This window comes from Streptomyces sp. NPDC006207 (genome assembly GCF_040613835.1).
GTDB lineage: Bacteria > Actinomycetota > Actinomycetes > Streptomycetales > Streptomycetaceae > Actinacidiphila.
In genome coordinates this window covers 105,522-122,444 of record NZ_JBEXSX010000012.1, presented here as the reverse complement: position 1 = coordinate 122,444, position 16,923 = coordinate 105,522, and the positions used below count along the sequence as shown (strand labels likewise).

The 16,923-nt window shown below is 74.3% G+C and carries 16 protein-coding genes and 1 tRNA gene; 10 read left to right on the top strand and 7 right to left on the bottom strand.

What is annotated here, in order from left to right:
- Positions 1-76: 76 nt before the first annotated feature.
- The 5 genes from fdh to ABZ312_RS12645 all read left to right on the top strand — a co-directional run bounded on the left by fdh (position 77) and on the right by ABZ312_RS12645 (position 5,889).
- Positions 77-3,370 carry a formate dehydrogenase gene (gene fdh / locus ABZ312_RS12665; protein ID WP_500437574.1) on the top strand — a complete coding sequence of 1,098 codons (3,294 nt, stop codon included), beginning with the start codon at positions 77-79 and terminating at the stop codon, positions 3,368-3,370.
- Positions 3,367-4,386, top strand: a complete 1,020-nt coding sequence (locus ABZ312_RS12660; protein ID WP_500331816.1) for a 4Fe-4S dicluster domain-containing protein — start codon at positions 3,367-3,369, stop codon at positions 4,384-4,386. The genes fdh and ABZ312_RS12660 overlap by 4 nt, the downstream gene beginning before the upstream one ends.
- A gap of 65 nt (positions 4,387-4,451) precedes the next feature.
- Positions 4,452-5,402 carry an NrfD/PsrC family molybdoenzyme membrane anchor subunit gene (gene nrfD / locus ABZ312_RS12655; RefSeq protein ID WP_500437609.1) on the top strand — a complete coding sequence of 317 codons (951 nt, stop codon included), beginning with the start codon at positions 4,452-4,454 and terminating at the stop codon, positions 5,400-5,402.
- 108 nt (positions 5,403-5,510) lie between these two features.
- Entirely contained in the window at positions 5,511-5,651 is a 141-nt protein-coding gene (locus ABZ312_RS12650; protein WP_500437573.1) for a hypothetical protein, read from the top strand.
- Between the two features lie 106 nt (positions 5,652-5,757).
- Positions 5,758-5,889: a hypothetical protein gene (locus tag ABZ312_RS12645; RefSeq protein WP_500331818.1), complete on the top strand. Its 132-nt coding sequence runs from the start codon at positions 5,758-5,760 to the stop codon at positions 5,887-5,889.
- Between the two features lie 319 nt (positions 5,890-6,208).
- On the opposite strand, the gene ABZ312_RS12640 is transcribed toward ABZ312_RS12645, so the two are convergent.
- Positions 6,209-6,970, bottom strand: a complete 762-nt coding sequence (locus ABZ312_RS12640; RefSeq protein WP_500331820.1) for a MerR family transcriptional regulator — start codon at positions 6,968-6,970, stop codon at positions 6,209-6,211.
- Between the two features lie 199 nt (positions 6,971-7,169).
- On the opposite strand from ABZ312_RS12640, the gene selA reads away from it, so the two are divergent.
- Complete coding sequence (gene selA, locus ABZ312_RS12635) at positions 7,170-8,516, top strand: L-seryl-tRNA(Sec) selenium transferase (RefSeq protein WP_500331822.1); 1,347 nt, start codon at positions 7,170-7,172, stop codon at positions 8,514-8,516.
- A 1-nt stretch (position 8,517) separates the two neighbouring features.
- Positions 8,518-10,320, top strand: coding sequence for a selenocysteine-specific translation elongation factor (selB, locus tag ABZ312_RS12630; RefSeq protein ID WP_500437572.1), 1,803 nt, complete (start codon positions 8,518-8,520; stop codon positions 10,318-10,320).
- A gap of 21 nt (positions 10,321-10,341) precedes the next feature.
- Here the strand turns inward: selB and ABZ312_RS12625 are convergent.
- Positions 10,342-10,435, bottom strand: a tRNA-Sec gene (locus ABZ312_RS12625).
- Between the two features lie 118 nt (positions 10,436-10,553).
- On the opposite strand from ABZ312_RS12625, the gene selD reads away from it, so the two are divergent.
- The 3 genes from selD (at position 10,554) to ABZ312_RS12610 (ending at position 13,321) form a co-directional block, all read left to right on the top strand.
- Positions 10,554-11,600 carry a selenide, water dikinase SelD gene (gene selD / locus ABZ312_RS12620; protein WP_500437570.1) on the top strand — a complete coding sequence of 349 codons (1,047 nt, stop codon included), beginning with the start codon at positions 10,554-10,556 and terminating at the stop codon, positions 11,598-11,600.
- 88 nt (positions 11,601-11,688) lie between these two features.
- A complete protein-coding gene (locus ABZ312_RS12615; protein WP_500331827.1) occupies positions 11,689-12,642 on the top strand; it encodes a threonine/serine dehydratase in 954 nt (317 codons plus the stop codon).
- 64 nt (positions 12,643-12,706) lie between these two features.
- Positions 12,707-13,321, top strand: a complete 615-nt coding sequence (locus tag ABZ312_RS12610; RefSeq protein ID WP_500437568.1) for a YcxB family protein — start codon at positions 12,707-12,709, stop codon at positions 13,319-13,321.
- On the opposite strand, the gene ABZ312_RS12605 is transcribed toward ABZ312_RS12610, so the two are convergent.
- From ABZ312_RS12605 to ABZ312_RS12585, 5 genes are all read right to left on the bottom strand, one after another.
- Complete coding sequence (locus ABZ312_RS12605; RefSeq protein ID WP_500331831.1) at positions 13,275-13,934, bottom strand: TetR/AcrR family transcriptional regulator; 660 nt, start codon at positions 13,932-13,934, stop codon at positions 13,275-13,277. The genes ABZ312_RS12610 and ABZ312_RS12605 overlap by 47 nt on opposite strands.
- 25 nt (positions 13,935-13,959) lie before the next feature.
- Positions 13,960-15,063 (bottom strand): DNA alkylation repair protein, encoded by a 1,104-nt coding sequence (locus ABZ312_RS12600; RefSeq protein WP_500437566.1) that lies wholly within the window; start codon positions 15,061-15,063, stop codon positions 13,960-13,962.
- A gap of 21 nt (positions 15,064-15,084) precedes the next feature.
- On the bottom strand, positions 15,085-15,579 hold the full coding sequence (locus tag ABZ312_RS12595; protein WP_500331847.1) for a winged helix-turn-helix transcriptional regulator: 495 nt from the start codon (positions 15,577-15,579) through the stop codon (positions 15,085-15,087).
- A gap of 99 nt (positions 15,580-15,678) precedes the next feature.
- Positions 15,679-16,038 carry a nuclear transport factor 2 family protein gene (locus ABZ312_RS12590; protein WP_500331835.1) on the bottom strand — a complete coding sequence of 120 codons (360 nt, stop codon included), beginning with the start codon at positions 16,036-16,038 and terminating at the stop codon, positions 15,679-15,681.
- A gap of 27 nt (positions 16,039-16,065) precedes the next feature.
- The gene (locus ABZ312_RS12585) at positions 16,066-16,851 is read right to left on the bottom strand and encodes an SDR family oxidoreductase (protein WP_500437564.1); all 786 of its coding nucleotides are present in this window, start codon (positions 16,849-16,851) and stop codon (positions 16,066-16,068) included.
- Positions 16,852-16,923: the final 72 nt, after the last annotated feature.

Here is a 16,923-nt window from a genome sequence, read left to right as displayed (position 1 = left end):
CTTGCGGGCGGCCCCCCGAGCGGTAGCGTCGAAAAGGCGGACGAAGGGCACGACCCCCGCACGAAGGAGCACGCGGATGGGCGTGAAACGGTGGATCGAGGCATGGCCGGTGTACCGGCAGCTCACCGGGACGGACCCGCTGGGCCGGGGAAAGGCCGCGCAGTCGGCCCGGTCGGCCACACTCGGGGCCCGCACGGAGAGCGCCGACCGGGTGGCCGGCTCGGTGTGCCCCTACTGCGCCGTGGGCTGCGCGCAGCGGGTGTACGTCAAGGACGAGAAGGTCGTGCAGATCGAGGGCGACCCCCACAGCCCGATCTCCCGCGGCCGGCTGTGCCCGAAGGGCTCGGCCAGCAAGCAGCTGGTCACCGGGCCCCAGCGGGAGCAGCGGGTGCTCTACCGCCCGCCGTACGGCACCGCCTGGCAGGAGCTGGACCTGGACACCGCCATGGACATGGTGGCCGACCGGGTGCTCGACGCACGGCGCAAGGGCTGGCAGGACACGGACGCGGACGGCAGGACGCTGCGCCGCACCATGGGCCTGGCCAGTCTCGGCGGGGCGACGCTGGACAACGAGGAGAACTACCTCATCAAGAAGTTGTTCACCGCCCTGGGCGCCCTGCAGATCGAGAACCAGGCCCGCATTTGACACTCCGCCACGGTTCCCGGTCTGGGAGCCTCGTTCGGACGTGGCGGCGCCACCGACTACCAGCAGGACCTGGTCAACTCCGACTGCATCGTCATCATGGGATCCAACATGGCCGAGGCCCATCCGGTCGGGTTCCAGTGGGTCATCGAGGCCAAGGCGCGCGGTGCCAGGGTCATCCACATCGACCCGCGGTTCACGCGGACGAGCGCGCACGCGGACCAGCACGTCACCATCCGGGCCGGCACCGACATCGCGTTCCTCGGCGGCGTGATCAACCACATCCTCACGCACGACCTCGACTTCCGGGAGTACGTGGAGGCGTACACCAACGCGCCCTTCCTGCTGAGCGAGCGCTACCAGGACACCGAGGACCTGGACGGGCTGTTCAGCGGGTACGACCCGCACACCGCCGCGTACGACGCGTCGAGCTGGACGTACGCGAGCGCCCCCATGGATGAGCGGCCGGGCCACCACCTCAAGGAGTCGTCCGCCCCGTTCCAGCACGGCGCGGGCGGCCCGTTCATCGAGGGGGCCGCGGGAGGGATCGAGTCCGACCCCACGCTGGAGCACCCGCGCTGCGTGTTCCAGGTGCTCAAGCGGCACTTCTCCCGCTACACCCCCGAGATGGTGGAGCGCATCTGCGGCGTGCCGCAGGAGCTGTTCCTGCAAGTGTGCCGGGCCTGGACGGAGAACTCCGGCCGGGAGCGCACCACCGCGCTGGTGTACAGCGTCGGCTGGACCCAGCACTCGGTGGGCGCCCAGTACATCCGGGCCGGGTCGATCATCCAGCTGCTGCTGGGCAACATCGGCCGCCCGGGCGGCGGGATCTTCGCGTTGCGCGGCCACGCCAGCATCCAGGGTTCCACGGACGTGCCCACGCTCTTCAACCTGCTGCCGGGCTACCTGCCGATGCCGGACACCACCCACGACGACCTGGCCACGTACCTGGAAGGGGTCCGCGGCCGGGGGCAGAAGGGGTTCTGGGGCGCCGCCGACGCCTACACGGTCTCGCTGCTCAAGGAGTACTGGGGCGACGCCGCGACCGCCGAGAACGACTACTGCTTCGACTACCTGCCCCGGATCAACGGTGACCACGGCACCTACCGCACCGTGATGGACATGGTCGACGGCGGGAAGGTCTTCGGCTACTTCCTGCTGGGGCAGAACCCCGCGGTCGGCTCGGCCCACGGGCGGCTGCAGCGCCTGGGCATGGCGAACCTCGACTGGCTGGTCGTGCGCGACCTCACCATGATCGAGAGCGCCACGTTCTGGAAGGACGCGCCCGAGATCGAGACCGGGGAGATCGCCACCGAGCGGTGCCGCACCGAGGTGTTCTTCTTCCCCGCCGCCTCGCACGTGGAGAAGGCCGGCACCTTCACGCAGACGCAGCGGATGCTCCAGTGGCGCGACCAGGCCGTCGAACCGTCCGGGGACCAGCGGTCGGAGCTGTGGTTCTTCCACCAACTGGGCGTGCTGCTGAAGGAGAAGCTGGCCGGCTCGGCCGACGAACGCGACCGCCCCCTGCTGGACCTGGCCTGGGACTACGAGACGGAGGGCGACGAGCCGTCCCCGGCGGACGTGCTGCGCCACATCAACGGCATCGACCTGCGCACCGGCCGGACGGTCGACGGCTACCCCGACCTGAAGGCCGACGGCACCACCGCCTGCGGCTGCTGGATCTACAGCGGCGTCTACGCGAACGAGACCAACCAGTCCCGGCGCCGGACCTCGCGCTTCGAGACGGGCCCGTACGACGCCGAATGGGGCTGGACATGGCCCCTCAACCGCAGGGTGCTGTACAACCGCGCCTCCGCCGACCCGCAGGGGCGGCCCTGGAGCGAGCGGAAGAAGCTGGTCTGGTGGGACGCGGAGGCGGGTGAGTGGACCGGCCACGACACCCCGGACTTCGAGAAGAACAAGCCGCCGGACTACCGGGCACCGGAGGGCGCGTCGGGCGTCGAGGCGCTCGACGGCGACGACCCGTTCATCATGATGCGCGACGGGAAGGGCTGGCTGTTCGCCCCGGCCGGGCTCGCGGACGGCCCGCTGCCCACGCACTACGAGCCGCACGAGTCGCCGATGCGCAACCTGCTCTACGGCCAGCAGGGCAACCCGGTGCGCAAGGTCTACGGTCGCCCCGACAACCCGTCCAACCCGGCGCCGCCCGAGGCGCATTCCGAGGTGTTCCCGTACGTGTTCACCGCGGCACGGCTGACCGAGCACCACACGGCGGGCGCGATGAGCCGGCAGCTGCCCTACCTGGCGGAGCTCCAGCCGGAGTTGTTCGTGGAGGTCTCGCCGGAGCTGGCGGCCGAGCGCGGGCTGCGCCACCTGGACTGGGCCCATGTGGTCACCAGCAGGACCGCGGTCGACGCGCGCGTGATGGTGACCGACCGGATGGCGCCGCTGCGCGTCGACGGACGGGTCGTCCACCAGGTCTGGATGCCCTACCACTGGGGCCAGACCGGGCTCACCAAGGGCGACGTGGTCAACGACCTGATCGGCGTGGTGGCCGACCCGAACGTGTTCATCCAGGAGAGCAAGGTGCTGACCTGCGACGTCCGGCCCGGGCGGCGCCCGCGGGGGCCCGAACTGCTCACGTACGTCGAGGACTACCGCCGCCGCGCCGGGATCACGCCGGAGACCGGTACCCGCATAGCGACGGCCGGCGGCCGCGCCGAGCGGGCGCACCTCGAACCGGACCCGCCGGAGGAGCCGTCATGACGCAGGACAACAGCTTCTACGGGCCGCTCGCGGACCCCGCCGAGGACGCCGGCCACCGCGACCACCCGCCGCGCATGGGCTTCTTCACCGACACCTCCGTGTGCATCGGCTGCAAGGCGTGCGAGGTGGCCTGCAAGGAGTGGAACGCCATTCCCGAGGACGGCATCGACCTGCTGGGCATGTCGTTCGACAACACCGGCATGCTCGGCGCGAGTTCGTGGCGGCACGTCGCCTTCATCGAGCAGCAGCGCCCGCTCGGCCGCCAGGACGCGGGGCTGGCGGGGCTGCCCGTGGGCCCGTCCGCGACGGAGGCGACGGAGGAGGTGGTGGCCGACGCCCTGGAGGTTGCGAAGCGCGGTGGCGGCGACCTGGGAACCGCCCCGGTTGACCTGGGCTTCCCCTCCTTCGACCTGCCGGGCGCCGGGACGGGCGCGGAGGCCCGCAGCGAGTTCCGCTGGCTGATGTCCTCGGACGTGTGCAAGCACTGCACGCACGCCGGCTGCCTGGACGTGTGCCCCACCGGCGCGCTGTTCCGCACCGAGTTCGGCACGGTCGTCGTCCAGCCCGACATCTGCAACGGCTGCGGCTACTGCGTGTCCGGCTGCCCGTACGGCGTCATCGACCGGCGGCCCGACGACGGCCGGGCCTGGAAGTGCACCATGTGCTACGACCGGCTCCGCGACGGCATGGAACCGGCGTGCGCCAAGGCCTGCCCCACCGACTCCATCCAGTACGGCCCCCTTGACGAGCTGCGCGAACGCGCCGACCGGCGCCTGGAGACGCTGCACGAAGCGGGGGTGCCCGAGGCCCAGCTGTACGGACGCGACCCCGACGACGGGGTCGGCGGGGACGGCGCGTTCTTCCTGCTGCTCGACGACCCGGAGGTGTACGGGCTCCCGCCGGACCCGGTCGTGCCGACCCGCGACCTGGCGTCGATGTGGAAGCACGCGGGCGTGGCGGCGTCGGCGCTGCTCGCCGCCTCGGCCGCGGTGTTCCTCGGCGGGAGGCGGCGGTGAGCGGCGACCGGGCCGTGCGGCACGGCCGGGGCGGCCGCGACGACGACGGGAGCCGCGAGCGCCCCATGGTGCCGCGGGCCACGTTCCGCTCGTACTACGGGCGTCCGGTGCTCAAGCCGCCGGTGTGGGAGTGGAAGATCCCCGCCTACCTGTTCACCGGCGGGCTGTCGGCCGGCGCCGCGCTGCTCGCGGCGGGCGCGGACCTGACGCGGCGTCCCGGGCTGGCCCGGGCGGGCCGGGTCGGCGGCTTCGGCGCCCTGCTCGCGAGCATGTACCTGCTCGTCGCGGACCTCGGGCGGCCGGAGCGCTTCCATCACATGCTGCGGGTCGCCAAGCCGAGTTCGCCCATGTCGGTGGGCACCTGGATCCTCGTCGCGTACGGGCCGGGCAGCGCCCTGGCCGCCGCGGCCGAGGTGCTGCCCGCGGGAGTGCGCGCCACGCTGCCCGGGAAGCTGCTCCGGGCGGCCGCCCGCCCGGCCGGACTGTCGGCGGCCCTGCTCGCGCCGGGCGTCGCCTCGTACACGGCCGTGCTCCTGTCGCAGACGGCCGTACCGGCATGGCACGACGCCCGTGGCGAGCTGCCGTTCGTCTTCACCGGCTCGGCGGCGGCGAGCGGCGCGGGCCTGGGCATGCTCCTGGCCCCCGTGGCCGAGGCGGGCCCCGCGCGGCGGCTCGGCGCGGTCGGCGCGGCGGCCGAGGTCGTCGCCTCCCGCCTGATCGACCGGCGCCCGGGCCTGGTGACGGAGGCCTACACCACCGGCCGGCCGCACCGCCTGCGCAAGGCGTCCGAGTACCTCACCCTGGGCGGTGCGCTCACCGCGCTGACCCTCGCCCGGCGCAGCCGCGTCTGCGCCGCCGTGGGCGGACTGGCCCTGATGGCGGGCAGCGCCCTGCAGCGCTTCGGCACCTTCGAAGCGGGCGTCACCTCCACGAAGGACCCCGCCTACGTGGTGAAACCCCAGCGCGAACGCCTCCAGGCACGCGCCGAGGGAAACGACGGTCCCGCCGGGACGTGACCCCCGGGCATCCGCCCTTCGCGGGCCCTCACCCTGGGCGGTGCGCTCACCGCGCTGACCCTCGCCCGGCGCAGCCGCGTCCGCGCCGCCGTGGGCGGACTGGCCCTGATGGCGGGCAGCGTCCTGCAGCGCTTCGGCACCTTCGAAGCGGGCGTCACCTCCACCAAGGACCCCGCCTACGTGGTGAAACCCCAGCGCGAACGCCTCCAGGCCCACGCCGAGGACGACGACCGCTGCGCCGGGACGTGACCCCCGGGCACCCTCCCGTCACGGGCCCTCACCCCGGCGGTGCGACGACCGCGCCGACCCCGCCCGGCGCAGCCGCGTCCGCGCCGCCGTAGGCGGACTGGCCCTGATGGCGGGCAGCGCCCTGCAGCGCTTCGGCACCTTCGAAGCGGGCGTCACCTCCGCGAAAGACCCCGCCTACGTGGTGAAACCCCAGCGCGAGGCACGCGCCGAGGACGACGACCGCTGCGCCGGGGCGTGACGCTGCGATGACCGGGCCGACCTCGCCGGGCGCAGCCGTGTGTGAGCCGCCGTGGGCGGGCCCATGACGGAGGCGGCCTGCGCGAGGCGTCCGAGTGCGTCGCGCCGGGCGACGCGCTCACCGCACTGACCCTTGCCACGACGCAGCCACGCCCCGGCGGCCCTTGGCGCCAGGGGGTGCGCGGAGGGTGCTGCGCCCGGTGGGCGGCGCCATGGTCGAACGAGGCCGCCACGGGCCGGTCCGGCCCGCCGGTGCCCGGGCGTGAACGGCTTCCGGCACATACCGGCGGCCGGCCACGGCCCCACCGAGACCCGGGTGCTCAGCCCAGCCGGGAGTCGGCGTAGGCCAGGTTGACGTCGCGCTGGTAGGCCGCGAGGCCCGGCGCGATCGCCTCGTACGCGGTGCGCCACCGCTCGTCGTCGACGCAGGCGCGCCCGATCGCCCGGTACTCGTCGGCGGTGACGGGGCGCATGGCGGTGAGCGCGCGGTACTGGACATCGGCCTCGGCCTGGGCGGGTGCCCCGTCGGCCGGGACGCCGGCGGCCATCAGCTTGGCCAGCCGGATCATCTGTGCGGTGCGCTCGCGGTGCCCGGCGTCGATCTCGGCCTCGCTCATGCCGGCGGTCCTGCGGGCGACCGCTTCGGCGTGCTCGGGGAAGTCGCGCAGGCTCTCGCCGTACTGGTCCGGCCGCACGCCTTCGAAGAGGTTGTCGGGGCGGTTGATGGCGTCCATGGGTGTGCCGTCCTTCCTGGATTTCTCCAGTCCGGCGATCGTGCGGGAGACGGTGCGGGCGAGTGCGTCGAGCCGGTCCCGTTCGGCGAGCAGCCGCCGGTGGTGCCCGCGCAACGCGTCCACCTCGTCGACCTGCCGGGCGAGGACCCGGCCGATCTCGGGCAGGCCGAGCCCCAGCGTCCGCAGGACGAGGATCTGCTGCAGCCGCAGGAGCTGCGCCTGCCCGTAGTAGCGGTGACCGCCGGCGCCGGTCCTGGCAGGCGGCAGCAGACCCGTCTCGTCGTAGTGCCGCAGGGTCCGGGCGGTGACGCCGGACATCCGGGCGACCTCCGCGATCGGCCACTCCATCGCCGCTCCCTCACGACCGCTTCCTCGGGCCGGTCCCTCCGGCCCTGGTCAGGACGGTAGAGGTTGCCCCTGCGGCAACCGCAAGCCCCGGACCACAGCATCCCGCGGCACCGGGCTGCGCGCCGGTGTGGCGGGAGCGCCCCGCGGCCACCGCCGCCGTACCCTTGGCCGCAGCCAGGCCAGAGCGAAGGTGCTGCTGATGGACCGCGACCGGACCTCCACCGCTCCCTCCCCGCCCGCCGACGCCCGCCGCCGGGTGCCCCGCACGGACACGCTGCTCGCCGACCCCCGGCTCGCCGCGGCCGCGGAGCGGCTCGGGCGGACCGTGGTCAAGGAGGTGGTGGCCGGGGTACAGGAGCGGGCGCGGTCCGGAGAGGTCCCCGTCGACGAACTCGCCGAGCGGGCCGTCGCGGCGCTCCCGGCGACCGCCGCCGGGCTGCGTCCGGTGCTCAACGCCACCGGCGTCTTGCTGCACACGAACCTCGGTCGTGCCCCGCTGTCGGGGGCGGCCCGCGACGCGGTGCTGGCCGCCTCCGGGACGACGGACGTGGAGCTGGATCTCGCCACCGGCGCGCGCTCCCGCAGGGGGCGTTCGGCGCTGGAGGCGCTGCTGCGGCAGGTGCCCGCCGCCGAGGCGGCCCATGTGGTCAACAACGGCGCCGCGGCGCTGGTGCTGGCGGCCACGGCGCTCGCACAGGGCCGGGAGATCGTCGTCAGCCGCGGTGAGCTGGTGGAGATCGGGGACGGCTTCCGGCTGCCCGACCTGCTGGTCTCCACGGGCGCCCGGCTGCGCGAGGTGGGGACGACCAATCGGTCCGCGCCGGAGGACTACGCGGCGGCCGTGGGGCCGGACACCGGGTTCGTCCTCAAGGTGCACCCGTCCAACTTCCGCATCACCGGCTTCACCCGGGACGTGCCCGTCGCGGAACTGGCGCGGCTCGGCGTGCCCGTGGTGGCCGACATCGGTTCCGGGCTGCTGGTCCCCGACCCGGTGCTGCCGGACGAACCCGACGCGACGAGCTGGCTGCGCGCGGGGGCCTCCCTGGTCACCGCCAGCGGCGACAAGCTGCTGGGCGGACCGCAGTGCGGCCTCGTGCTGGGCCGCGCCGACCTGGTGCGCAGGCTCGCCCGCCACCCGCTGGCCCGTGCGCTGCGCGTGGACAAGCTGACCCTGGCGGCCCTGGAGGCGACCGTCCGCGGCCCTGCCACCCCGACCCGGACGGCGCTGCACGCCGACCCCGCACGGCTGCGGGACCGGGCCGGACGCCTGGCCGCCGGGCTGCGTGCCGACGGGTTCGACAGCCACGCGTGCGACTCGCTGGCGGTCGTCGGCGGGGGCGGTGCCCCCGGCGTCACCCTGCCCAGCGCCGCCGTGTCGTTGCCCGCCGCGTACGCGGTCCTGCTGCGGCGGGCCGATCCCGCCGTACTGGCCCGCGTGGAGGAGGGCCGGTGCCTGCTCGATCTGCGGGCGGTGCCGGAGGAGGCGGACGAGGAGCTGGCGGTGGCCGTGCGCCGGGCCGGCATCCTGCCGGGAACGGAGGGCTGACGTGCACGTCATCGCCACCGCGGGCCACGTCGACCACGGCAAGTCCGCGCTGCTGCGGGCCCTGACCGAGATGGAACCCGACCGCTGGGCGGAGGAGCGCCGGCGCGGCATGACGCTGGACCTCGGGTTCGTGTGGACGCGGCTCCCCGGCGCGGGGGACGTGGCCTTCGTGGACGTGCCCGGCCACGAGCGCCTGGTGGGCAACATGCTGGCCGGTGTCGGCCCGGTTCCCGCGGTGCTCTTCGTGGTCGCCGCCGACCAGGGCTGGCAGCCGCAGTCCGAGGAGCACCTCGCCGTCCTGGACGCCCTCGGCGTGCGGCACGGCGTCCTGGCCGTCTCCCGCTGCGACCTCGCCGACCCCGACGCGGCACGCAAGGAGGCCGGGGCCCGCATCGCGGAGTCCTCGCTCGGCGACGTGGAGTGCGTGGCCGTCAGCCCCGTCACCGGCGCGGGGCTCGACGCACTGCGGGCGGCCCTGGTCCGGCTGGCGGGCGGGCTGCCCGCCCCCGATCCGGCGGCGGACGTACGGCTGTGGGTCGACCGCGCGTTCACCGTGCGGGGCCGGGGCACGGTCGTCACCGGCACGCTCGCGGCGGGCACCGTCCGGGTCGGCGACCACCTCCACCTCGCCCGTGACGGACGGCCGTTGCGCGTGCGGGGCCTGGAGTCCCTGAAGGAGCCGACGCAGGAGGTGGGCGCGGTCGCCCGGGTGGCGGTCAACGTCACCGGGCCCGCGGCGGGCGACCTGCGGCGCGGGGACGCGCTCCTCACCCCGGACCGCTGGCTGACCACCGACCTCGTCGACGTGCGGCTGCGCGGCGACCCCTCCGGCGACCTGCCCCGCGAACTCATGCTGCACGCCGGCTCGGCCGCCGTGCCGGTGACGGTCCGTCCGCTCGGCGACGACAGTGCGCGCCTGCGGCTGGCGACGGCGCTGCCCCTGCGGGTCGCCGACACGGCCCTGTTGCGCGACCCGGGGCGGCACCGCATCCCCGCGGGGCTCACCGTCCTCGACGTCCGTCCGCCCCGGCTGACCCGCCGTGGCGCTGCGGCGGCGCGGGCCGCCGAACTCCGGTCCGCCGCCGGGGTCGGGGACGGGGCTGCGGGACTGCGCCGCCGTGGACTGGTCCGGCGCGCGGAACTGCTCGCCATGGGGGTCCCGGCACCGGGCGACCCGGTGGCGGGCGACTGGCTGGCGGACCCGGAGCACTGGGCGGCGCTGCGTGAGCGGCTGCGGGAGGCGGTCGAGGAGCACGCCGTAGGTCACCCGTTGGAGCCGGGCATGCCCTTGGAGTCGGCCCGCCAGGCGCTCGGACTGCCGGACCGCACCCTGGTGGAGGCACTCGCCTCGGCCGTACCGGGCCTGCGGCACGGCGACGGCAGGCTGTACGGGAGCCACGCCCGCCCTACGCTGCCGCCCGCGGCCCAGGCCGCCGTCGAGGCGGTACGCGCCGATCTGGCACGTACGCCGTTCCGCGCGCCGGAGGCCGAACGGCTGGAGCAGCTCGGGCTGAGCCCCAAGCTCCTGGCGGCGGCCGAATCGGCGGGCGCGCTGCTGAGGATCGGCGAGGGCCTCGTGCTGCTGCCGGGCGCGGACGCGCAGGCGGCAGCCGTACTGGCCGGGCTGGAGCAGCCGTTCACCGCGAGCGAGGCGCGCAGGGCCCTGGACACCACCCGGCGCGTCGTCATCCCCCTGCTGGAGCACCTGGACCGGCAGGGCCGCACCGTCCGGCTGGACGGTGCCGTCCGCCGCTGCCCCGGGGCGGGCGCCGCAAAAGCGCCGGGCAAGTCCGATGAGGGCTGAAGCACCGGGGCGGAGCGGCCCGCGGAGACGGACGGGAATCGAACCCGCCTGCCCGAGTTGCTCGGACACCTCGGTTTTGAAGACCGGGAGGGCCACCAGGCACCCTTACGTCTCCCCGCCGGACCGGAGGCCCATGGAACAGCCGGCCACCACCCAAGTCAACCCGCCACACGGGATGTCACCCGGGCCCGCGCAACCACGCCCGGCCCCACAGCGGAAGGACCACAGCAGCCATGACGGGAACCGGCGTCCGGCAGGACAGCGTGCGACTGACGCAGTACGCCCACGGCGGCGGCTGCGCCTGCAAGATCCCCCCAGGGGAACTGGAGCAGATGGTGGCGGGGCTGACGCCCGAAGGCATGGCGGGCGCCCTCGGGGCCGACCTGCTCGTGGGCCTGGACACCGGCGACGACGCCGCCGTCGTCCGGCTGCCCGGCGGATCCGGCGGATCCGGCGGAACCGGCGCACGGGCGGTGGTGAGCACCGCCGACTTCTTCACCCCGGTGGTCGACGATCCGTACGACTGGGGGCGGATCGCCGCCGCCAACGCCCTTTCCGACGTCTACGCCATGGGCGGCACCCCGCTGGTGGCCGTCAACCTCTTGTGCTGGCCGCGGGACGTCCTGCCGCTGGAACTGGCCCGGGAGGTGCTGCGCGGGGGGCTGGACGTCGCGGCCGAGGCGGGCTGCGCCGTGGGCGGCGGCCACAGCGTCGACGACCCGGAGCCGAAGTACGGCATGGCCGTCACCGGCACCGCCGACCCGGACCGCCTGCTGCGTAACGACGCCGGCCGGCCCGGTGTGCCGCTGTCGCTGACCAAGCCCCTGGGACTGGGCGTCCTCAACAACCGCCACAAGACGACCGGCGAGGTCTTCCCGCAGGCCGTGCAGACCATGACCACGCTCAACCGGGACGCCGCCGCGCAGGCACTGGCGGCGGGCGCGGTGTGCGCGACCGACGTGACCGGCTTCGGGCTCCTGGGCCACCTGTACAAGCTTGCCCGCGCCTCCGGGGTGAGCGCCGTCGTCCACGCCTCGGCGGTTCCGTACCTCGACGGCGCGCGGGAGGCCGCCACGGACGGCTACGTCAGCGGCGGCACGCGCCGCAACCTGGACTGGGTCGCCCCGCACACCGACTTCGGCGGCGCCGACGAGGTGACCCGGTTGCTGCTGGCCGACGCCCAGACCTCCGGCGGCCTTCTGGTGGCCGGGGAACTGCCCGGTGCCCCGGTCATCGGGGAGCTGGTGCCGGCCGGTGAGCACCGGCTCGTCCTCCGCTGATCGTCCCACCCGCGGCCCGACCTGCCGGAACAGTGGTTGTTACACTGTTTCTCCGGACGACGACTCCATCACCCGCCCGGAGAGAACCGTGACCATCACCCACGCCGACGTACGGGCCGCGGCCGCCCGCATCTCCGGGCACATCCGCCCGGTCACGCTCGCCCCGGTGGACCAGGGGGCGTTCGGCGCCGCCGTACAGGGCTGGCTGGCGCTGGAGTCCATGCAGCACACGGGGTCGTTCAAGGCGCGCGGTGCGTTCAACTTCCTCCGCCGCCACGTCGAGCGGGACGCCATGCCCGAGGCCGGCGTGGTCATCGCCTCCGGGGGCAACGCGGGCCTGGCATGTGCCTGGGCCGCGGCCCGGCACGGCGTGCCCGCCACGGTCTTCGTCCCCGAGACGGCGCCCGCGGTCAAGGTCGGGAAGCTGCGCGACCTTGGCGCGGACGTGCGCCAAGTCGGCAGCGAGTACGCCGAGGCCCTGGAGGCCTCGCAGAAGTACGCCGCCGAGAGCGGCGCGCTGGAGTCCCACGCCTACGACCATCCGCTCATCGCGGCCGGGGCGGGGACCTTGATGGAGGAGATCGTCGCGGCGCTCCCCGGCCTGGACACGGTGGTCGTCGCGGTCGGGGGCGGCGGACTGTTCGCCGGGGTCGCGGCGTCCGCGCTGGAGCACGGGGTGCGGGTGGTGGCGGTGGAGCCCGAGGGGTCGTGCGCGCTGCACGCGGCCGTCGCGGCCGGCGAGGTGGTGGACGTACCCGTCCGGTCCGTCGCGGCGGACTCCCTGGGCGCGCGCCGGGCCTCCCGCACGGCCCTGGAGTGGGCGCTGAAGGACGGCGTGCGCTCCGTCCTCGTCCCCGACGAGGCGATCGTCGCGGCCCGCCGCACGCTGTGGGACCACCGCCGCCTCGCCGTCGAGCACGGCGCCGCGACCGCCCTCGCCGCCCTCACCTCCGGCGCCCACCGCCCCGCCCCCGGCGAGCGCGTCGCCGTCATCGTCTGCGGGGCGAACACGGATCCGTCCGACCTGGTGCGCGTCTCCTGAGGGTTCATCCGACGGAACGCCACGGGCCTGGCGCCCGCAGCCCTCGGGGCGGTTGAATGCCGCGGTGACGAACGACATGCGGGAACAGTCCTCCACGGGATCGCCCAGCGACGGAGTACGAGCCGTCGAGTTCACCTGGCTGCCGGGCACGGACGACATCGCCGAGGTGCTCGGCGCGCAGAGGCGCCGCCTCGAGCTCTGGCGTGGCCCGCTGTTCTTCGCCGCCGTCATGGTCGCGGTGATCGCCGGACTGCGGGTGTTCGCTCCCGATGCGGCCGACATCACCGGTCTGACCGTCGGCGGCGGCCTGGGAACGCTGACCTGGCTCATGGCCGGAGTGTTCGACCGGCGCCGCCAACTGCGGAAGGCGACCGCGTACGCCCGCTCTCAGGGCGAATGCACCATCAGCGTGGACGACGACGGCATCCGCACCGCCTCCGCCTTCACCGAGTTCAAGGTGGCCTGGACGTCGCTCACCCACTACGTCGAGACGCCGCGGCTCTTCCTGCTGGTCCACGGCGACGGCTTCAGCAGCATGAGCCTGCTGCCGAAGTGGGGCCTGGGCGGCGGACCGGAGGTGGAAGGGCTGCGCACGATCGTGACCCGGCACCTCGGCCCACGGCCGCGCGCCGTCAGCGGTGCCCGGCCGGGAGGTGCTCGGCGCTGGCGGCGTGGATGAGGGCGCGCAGCGCCTCGTAGTAGACCTCGTGGTCGACCAGGGCGGGGAGGACGACGTTCATCGCACCGGTCAGCGTGGGGAAGTCCTCGGGGTCGAGCGCGGCCAGGGCCGTGCGGGCGGAAGCGACGACCTTCTTCTCGTCGCGCTGGTCGCCGAAGGCGACGGCACCGAGGGTGAGCAGGTAGAGCCGGCGGTAGACGCGGATGGCCGTCCCGGCGTCCATGCCGGCGGCGACGCTGTGGGCCATCTGCGGCTCGACGAGCCGGCCCAGCATCTGCGGGCCCAGCCAGGAACGGCCGGCGCGCAGCGCCACCAGTCCCGGGTGCCGGGTGAGCAGGCGGTACAGGCCGGTGAAGCGGGTCTCCGTCGCGGCGGCCCAGTCGCCCTCCAGGGGCACCAGGGCCAGCGACGCGGCGACATGGTCGGCGCAGGCGCTCAGCAGCCCGTCGAAATCGCCGCAGCGCCGGAAGACCGTGGCGTGCGAGACGCCGAGGCGCGTGGCCACGGCGCGGAAACTGAGCCCGGCGGGCCCGTCCTCGTCGATGACGGCGAGCGCCGTCTGCGCCACGGCGTCCAGCGTCGGCTGCTCGGCGGCCGCCTGCTTCCTCTTCACACGCGACAGCGTATCGAGCGGTGTGTCAGACGGTGACGACGTCGAAGGGCACCTTGCCGCGCGGCTCGCCGTTGACCTGCAGTTCGAGGGAGTGCTCCCCGGGGTGGAAGACCCGGGTGCTGATCGGCTTGAAGGAGCGGGTGCCGGTGTGCTCGCTCCGCTCCCCCGGCTGGAGGGTGCGGGTCGTCAGCTTGTAGACCTTGGGCGCCGTGGTGCCGTTGGCCTTGCGGTAGTGCACGACGTAGTCGACGACGAGGCGGAGCGGCGTGTCGCCGTGGTTCTCCAGGGTGAAGGCGAAGCGCAGTTCCCCGCCCACCTCGACGACGGGCCGGGCCACGGAGGGCCCTTCGACGGTCAGGCCCCTGGCGGGCTCGAACCCCAGCAGTGCCAGGGCTCCTTGGTCGCCGCGCTTGACGGCGGTGCGCAGCGCGTGGCGGACGAGCCGGGGCGTGTGGGTGTCGGGGGCCACCGACCACCGCCGGGCCGTCTCCACGGCCAGTTCCACCCGGACGTGGCTGATGTCGTTGACGTGGTTGGCGACGGACCTGCGGACGTACTCCGAGGGGTCCTTGTAGAGAGCGCCCAGGATCGGCAGGGTCGCCTCGGGCCGGGCGAGGATCGCCGGTACGCGCACCGCCCACGGCAGGCGGGGGCGGGTTCCCTCGCTGGCCAGGCGGCGTACGTGCTCGTCGGGGTGTTCGGTCCATCGGGTGACGACGGCGAGCGCCCGGTCGAGGTCGGCGTTGAGCAGGCGGCGGATGGCGAACTCGGCGGTCAGGCGCGGGGTCAGGTCCGCCAGCAGGTGGAGTCCGTCCTCGAAGGCCGTGCCCTCGGGGGTGCCGGAGGCGAGGGCGGCGACCGCCTCGGTGACCGGCCAGATCATCCAGCCGGTGAAGCGCGGGTCGGGCAGCGCGGCCCGGACGACGGCCTCCAGGGCCGCGGGATCCGTCGGGCCGGAGGCGAGCATCGCGTCCCGGACGAGGTCGCTGCGTTCACGCAGTGCCAGGCCGTCGAGCGCCGGAAGGGCGTCGCGCACCGCGGCGGCCATCGGTGCCTGGCCGGCCGCCGTCAGGCAGTCGGCGAGCCCGGCCACAGCGGCGGGGCCGAGCAGTTCGTCCGCGGTGGGCACGGGACCTCTTCCTCCGGTGGGTCAGGTACGGTCGCGGCCCGCGTAGCGGGCGCGCATGATCTCGCTCGCGGCGGGGCCCGCGGCGTAGACGAAGGCCTCGCTGTCGTCGAGCCGCCGGCCCGTGGCGGCGTCGACCACGACCGGCTCGACCTCCTCGCCGGTCTCCGCGTCGACCAGGATCATGCTGCGCTGCTCCGGCGCCAGACGGGAGTTGCCCCATGCGGCGAGGGCCACGACGACCGGGCGCAGCGAGCGGCCGAGGTCGGTGAGGAGGTACTCGTAGCGGGTCGGGTGGGTCTGGTACGGCCGCCGTTCGAGCAGCCCGTCCTCGACGAGGGTCTTCAGGCGGGTGGTGAGCATGCTCGACGAGATGCCGAGGTTCTCCTGGAACTGGTCGAAGCGGGTGTACCCGTCGAAGGCGTCGTGCAGGATGAGCAGCGTCCACCACTCACCGACGTGCCCGACGGTCGTCGACAGCGGGCACTCACGGTCCTCCAGCCGGATGCGGCTCACCATGTCGACCACCTCCGTGCGGTTGGTGCCAGGGTCGGCGCAGGCTGTGGCTTTCATGTTAGCAGCAACCCTGGTACCCCCCGTCGAGGACGGATCCGGGGGTCAGGCCCCGATCTCCAGGCGTTCGATGAGGCCGTCGCGCAGGGCGAACCGGTAGCGCAGGTCGACGGTGCCGCCGGGGAAGTTCCCCTCGAGGTGCTGGACTGCGACGTAGTGGTGGGCGCCGGCGCGCTCGGCGCCGGTCAGTTCCGTGGTGTAGGTGTACTCGCTCGCCGCGGTCTCCAGCCATTCCCGGATCGCCGCCGTGCCGTGCCGTGTCGCGCCCTCGTCCGTCACGACCGCGTCGCCGGTGAAGGCCGAGAGGGCGGTGGCGGTGTCGCGGACGCGGTGGGCGGCCAGGTAACGGGTGATCACCTCGGGGAGGCCGGTGGTGGGGATGGGCTGCGGGCCGGTGGTGTTCATCGTGGTCCTTCCAGGGGAGGGGGCCGGTCAGAGGGTGGGGACGGTGCCGCCGTCGATGACGTGTTCGGCGCCGACGATGGCCGACGCGCGGTCGGAGACGAGGAAGGCCACCAGCTCGGCGACCTCCGCGGGTTCGTTGGGCCGGCCGAGGGGGATGCCGCCGAGGGAGTCCATCAGGCGCCCGAGGGCGGCCTCGGCCGAGATGCCCGCCTCGCGGGCGATGCGGTCGACGAGGGCGTCGGCGGCCGCCGTCCGGACGAAGCCCGGCGAAACGGTATTGACACGGACGCCGTAGGGCGCGACCTCGTTCGCCAGGCCCTTGCTGTAGGTCGCCAGGGCGGCCTTGGCCGCGGCATAGGCGAGGGTGCCGTTCCACAACGGCATGCGGCGCTGGATCGAGGTGACGTGGACGACGGCGCCCCCACCGGACTCGATCATGCCGGGGAGCAGGCCGCGGTCGAGTCGGACGGCGGCGAGGAGGTTGGTGTTCAGCTCCTTCGCCCAGTCGTCCTCGTCCAGCGCCGCGAAGCCCCCGGCGGGCGCCTCGGAGTGGCCGAGGTTGTTGACGAGGACGTCCACCCCACCCACCCGGTCGATCACTTCGCGAACGACGGCCGCGGCCCCCTCGGGGGTGGTCAGGTCCGCCGCGATGAAGGTCTTCGGGTCGGCGTCCGCGGGCTCGTGGCGGGCCGTCACCAAGACGGTCGCACCGGCCTGGGCCAGCCGGCGGGCGACGGCCGCGCCGACGCCTTTGGTGCCTCCGGTGACCAGGGCACGACGGCCGGCGAGGGATTCGTTCTGGGCGACGCTCACACTGCACTCCGGGTGACTGCTAGAACAGAAGTTATGACTTCGACCTTAGCAGCTACTCCGGACAAGCGCGCC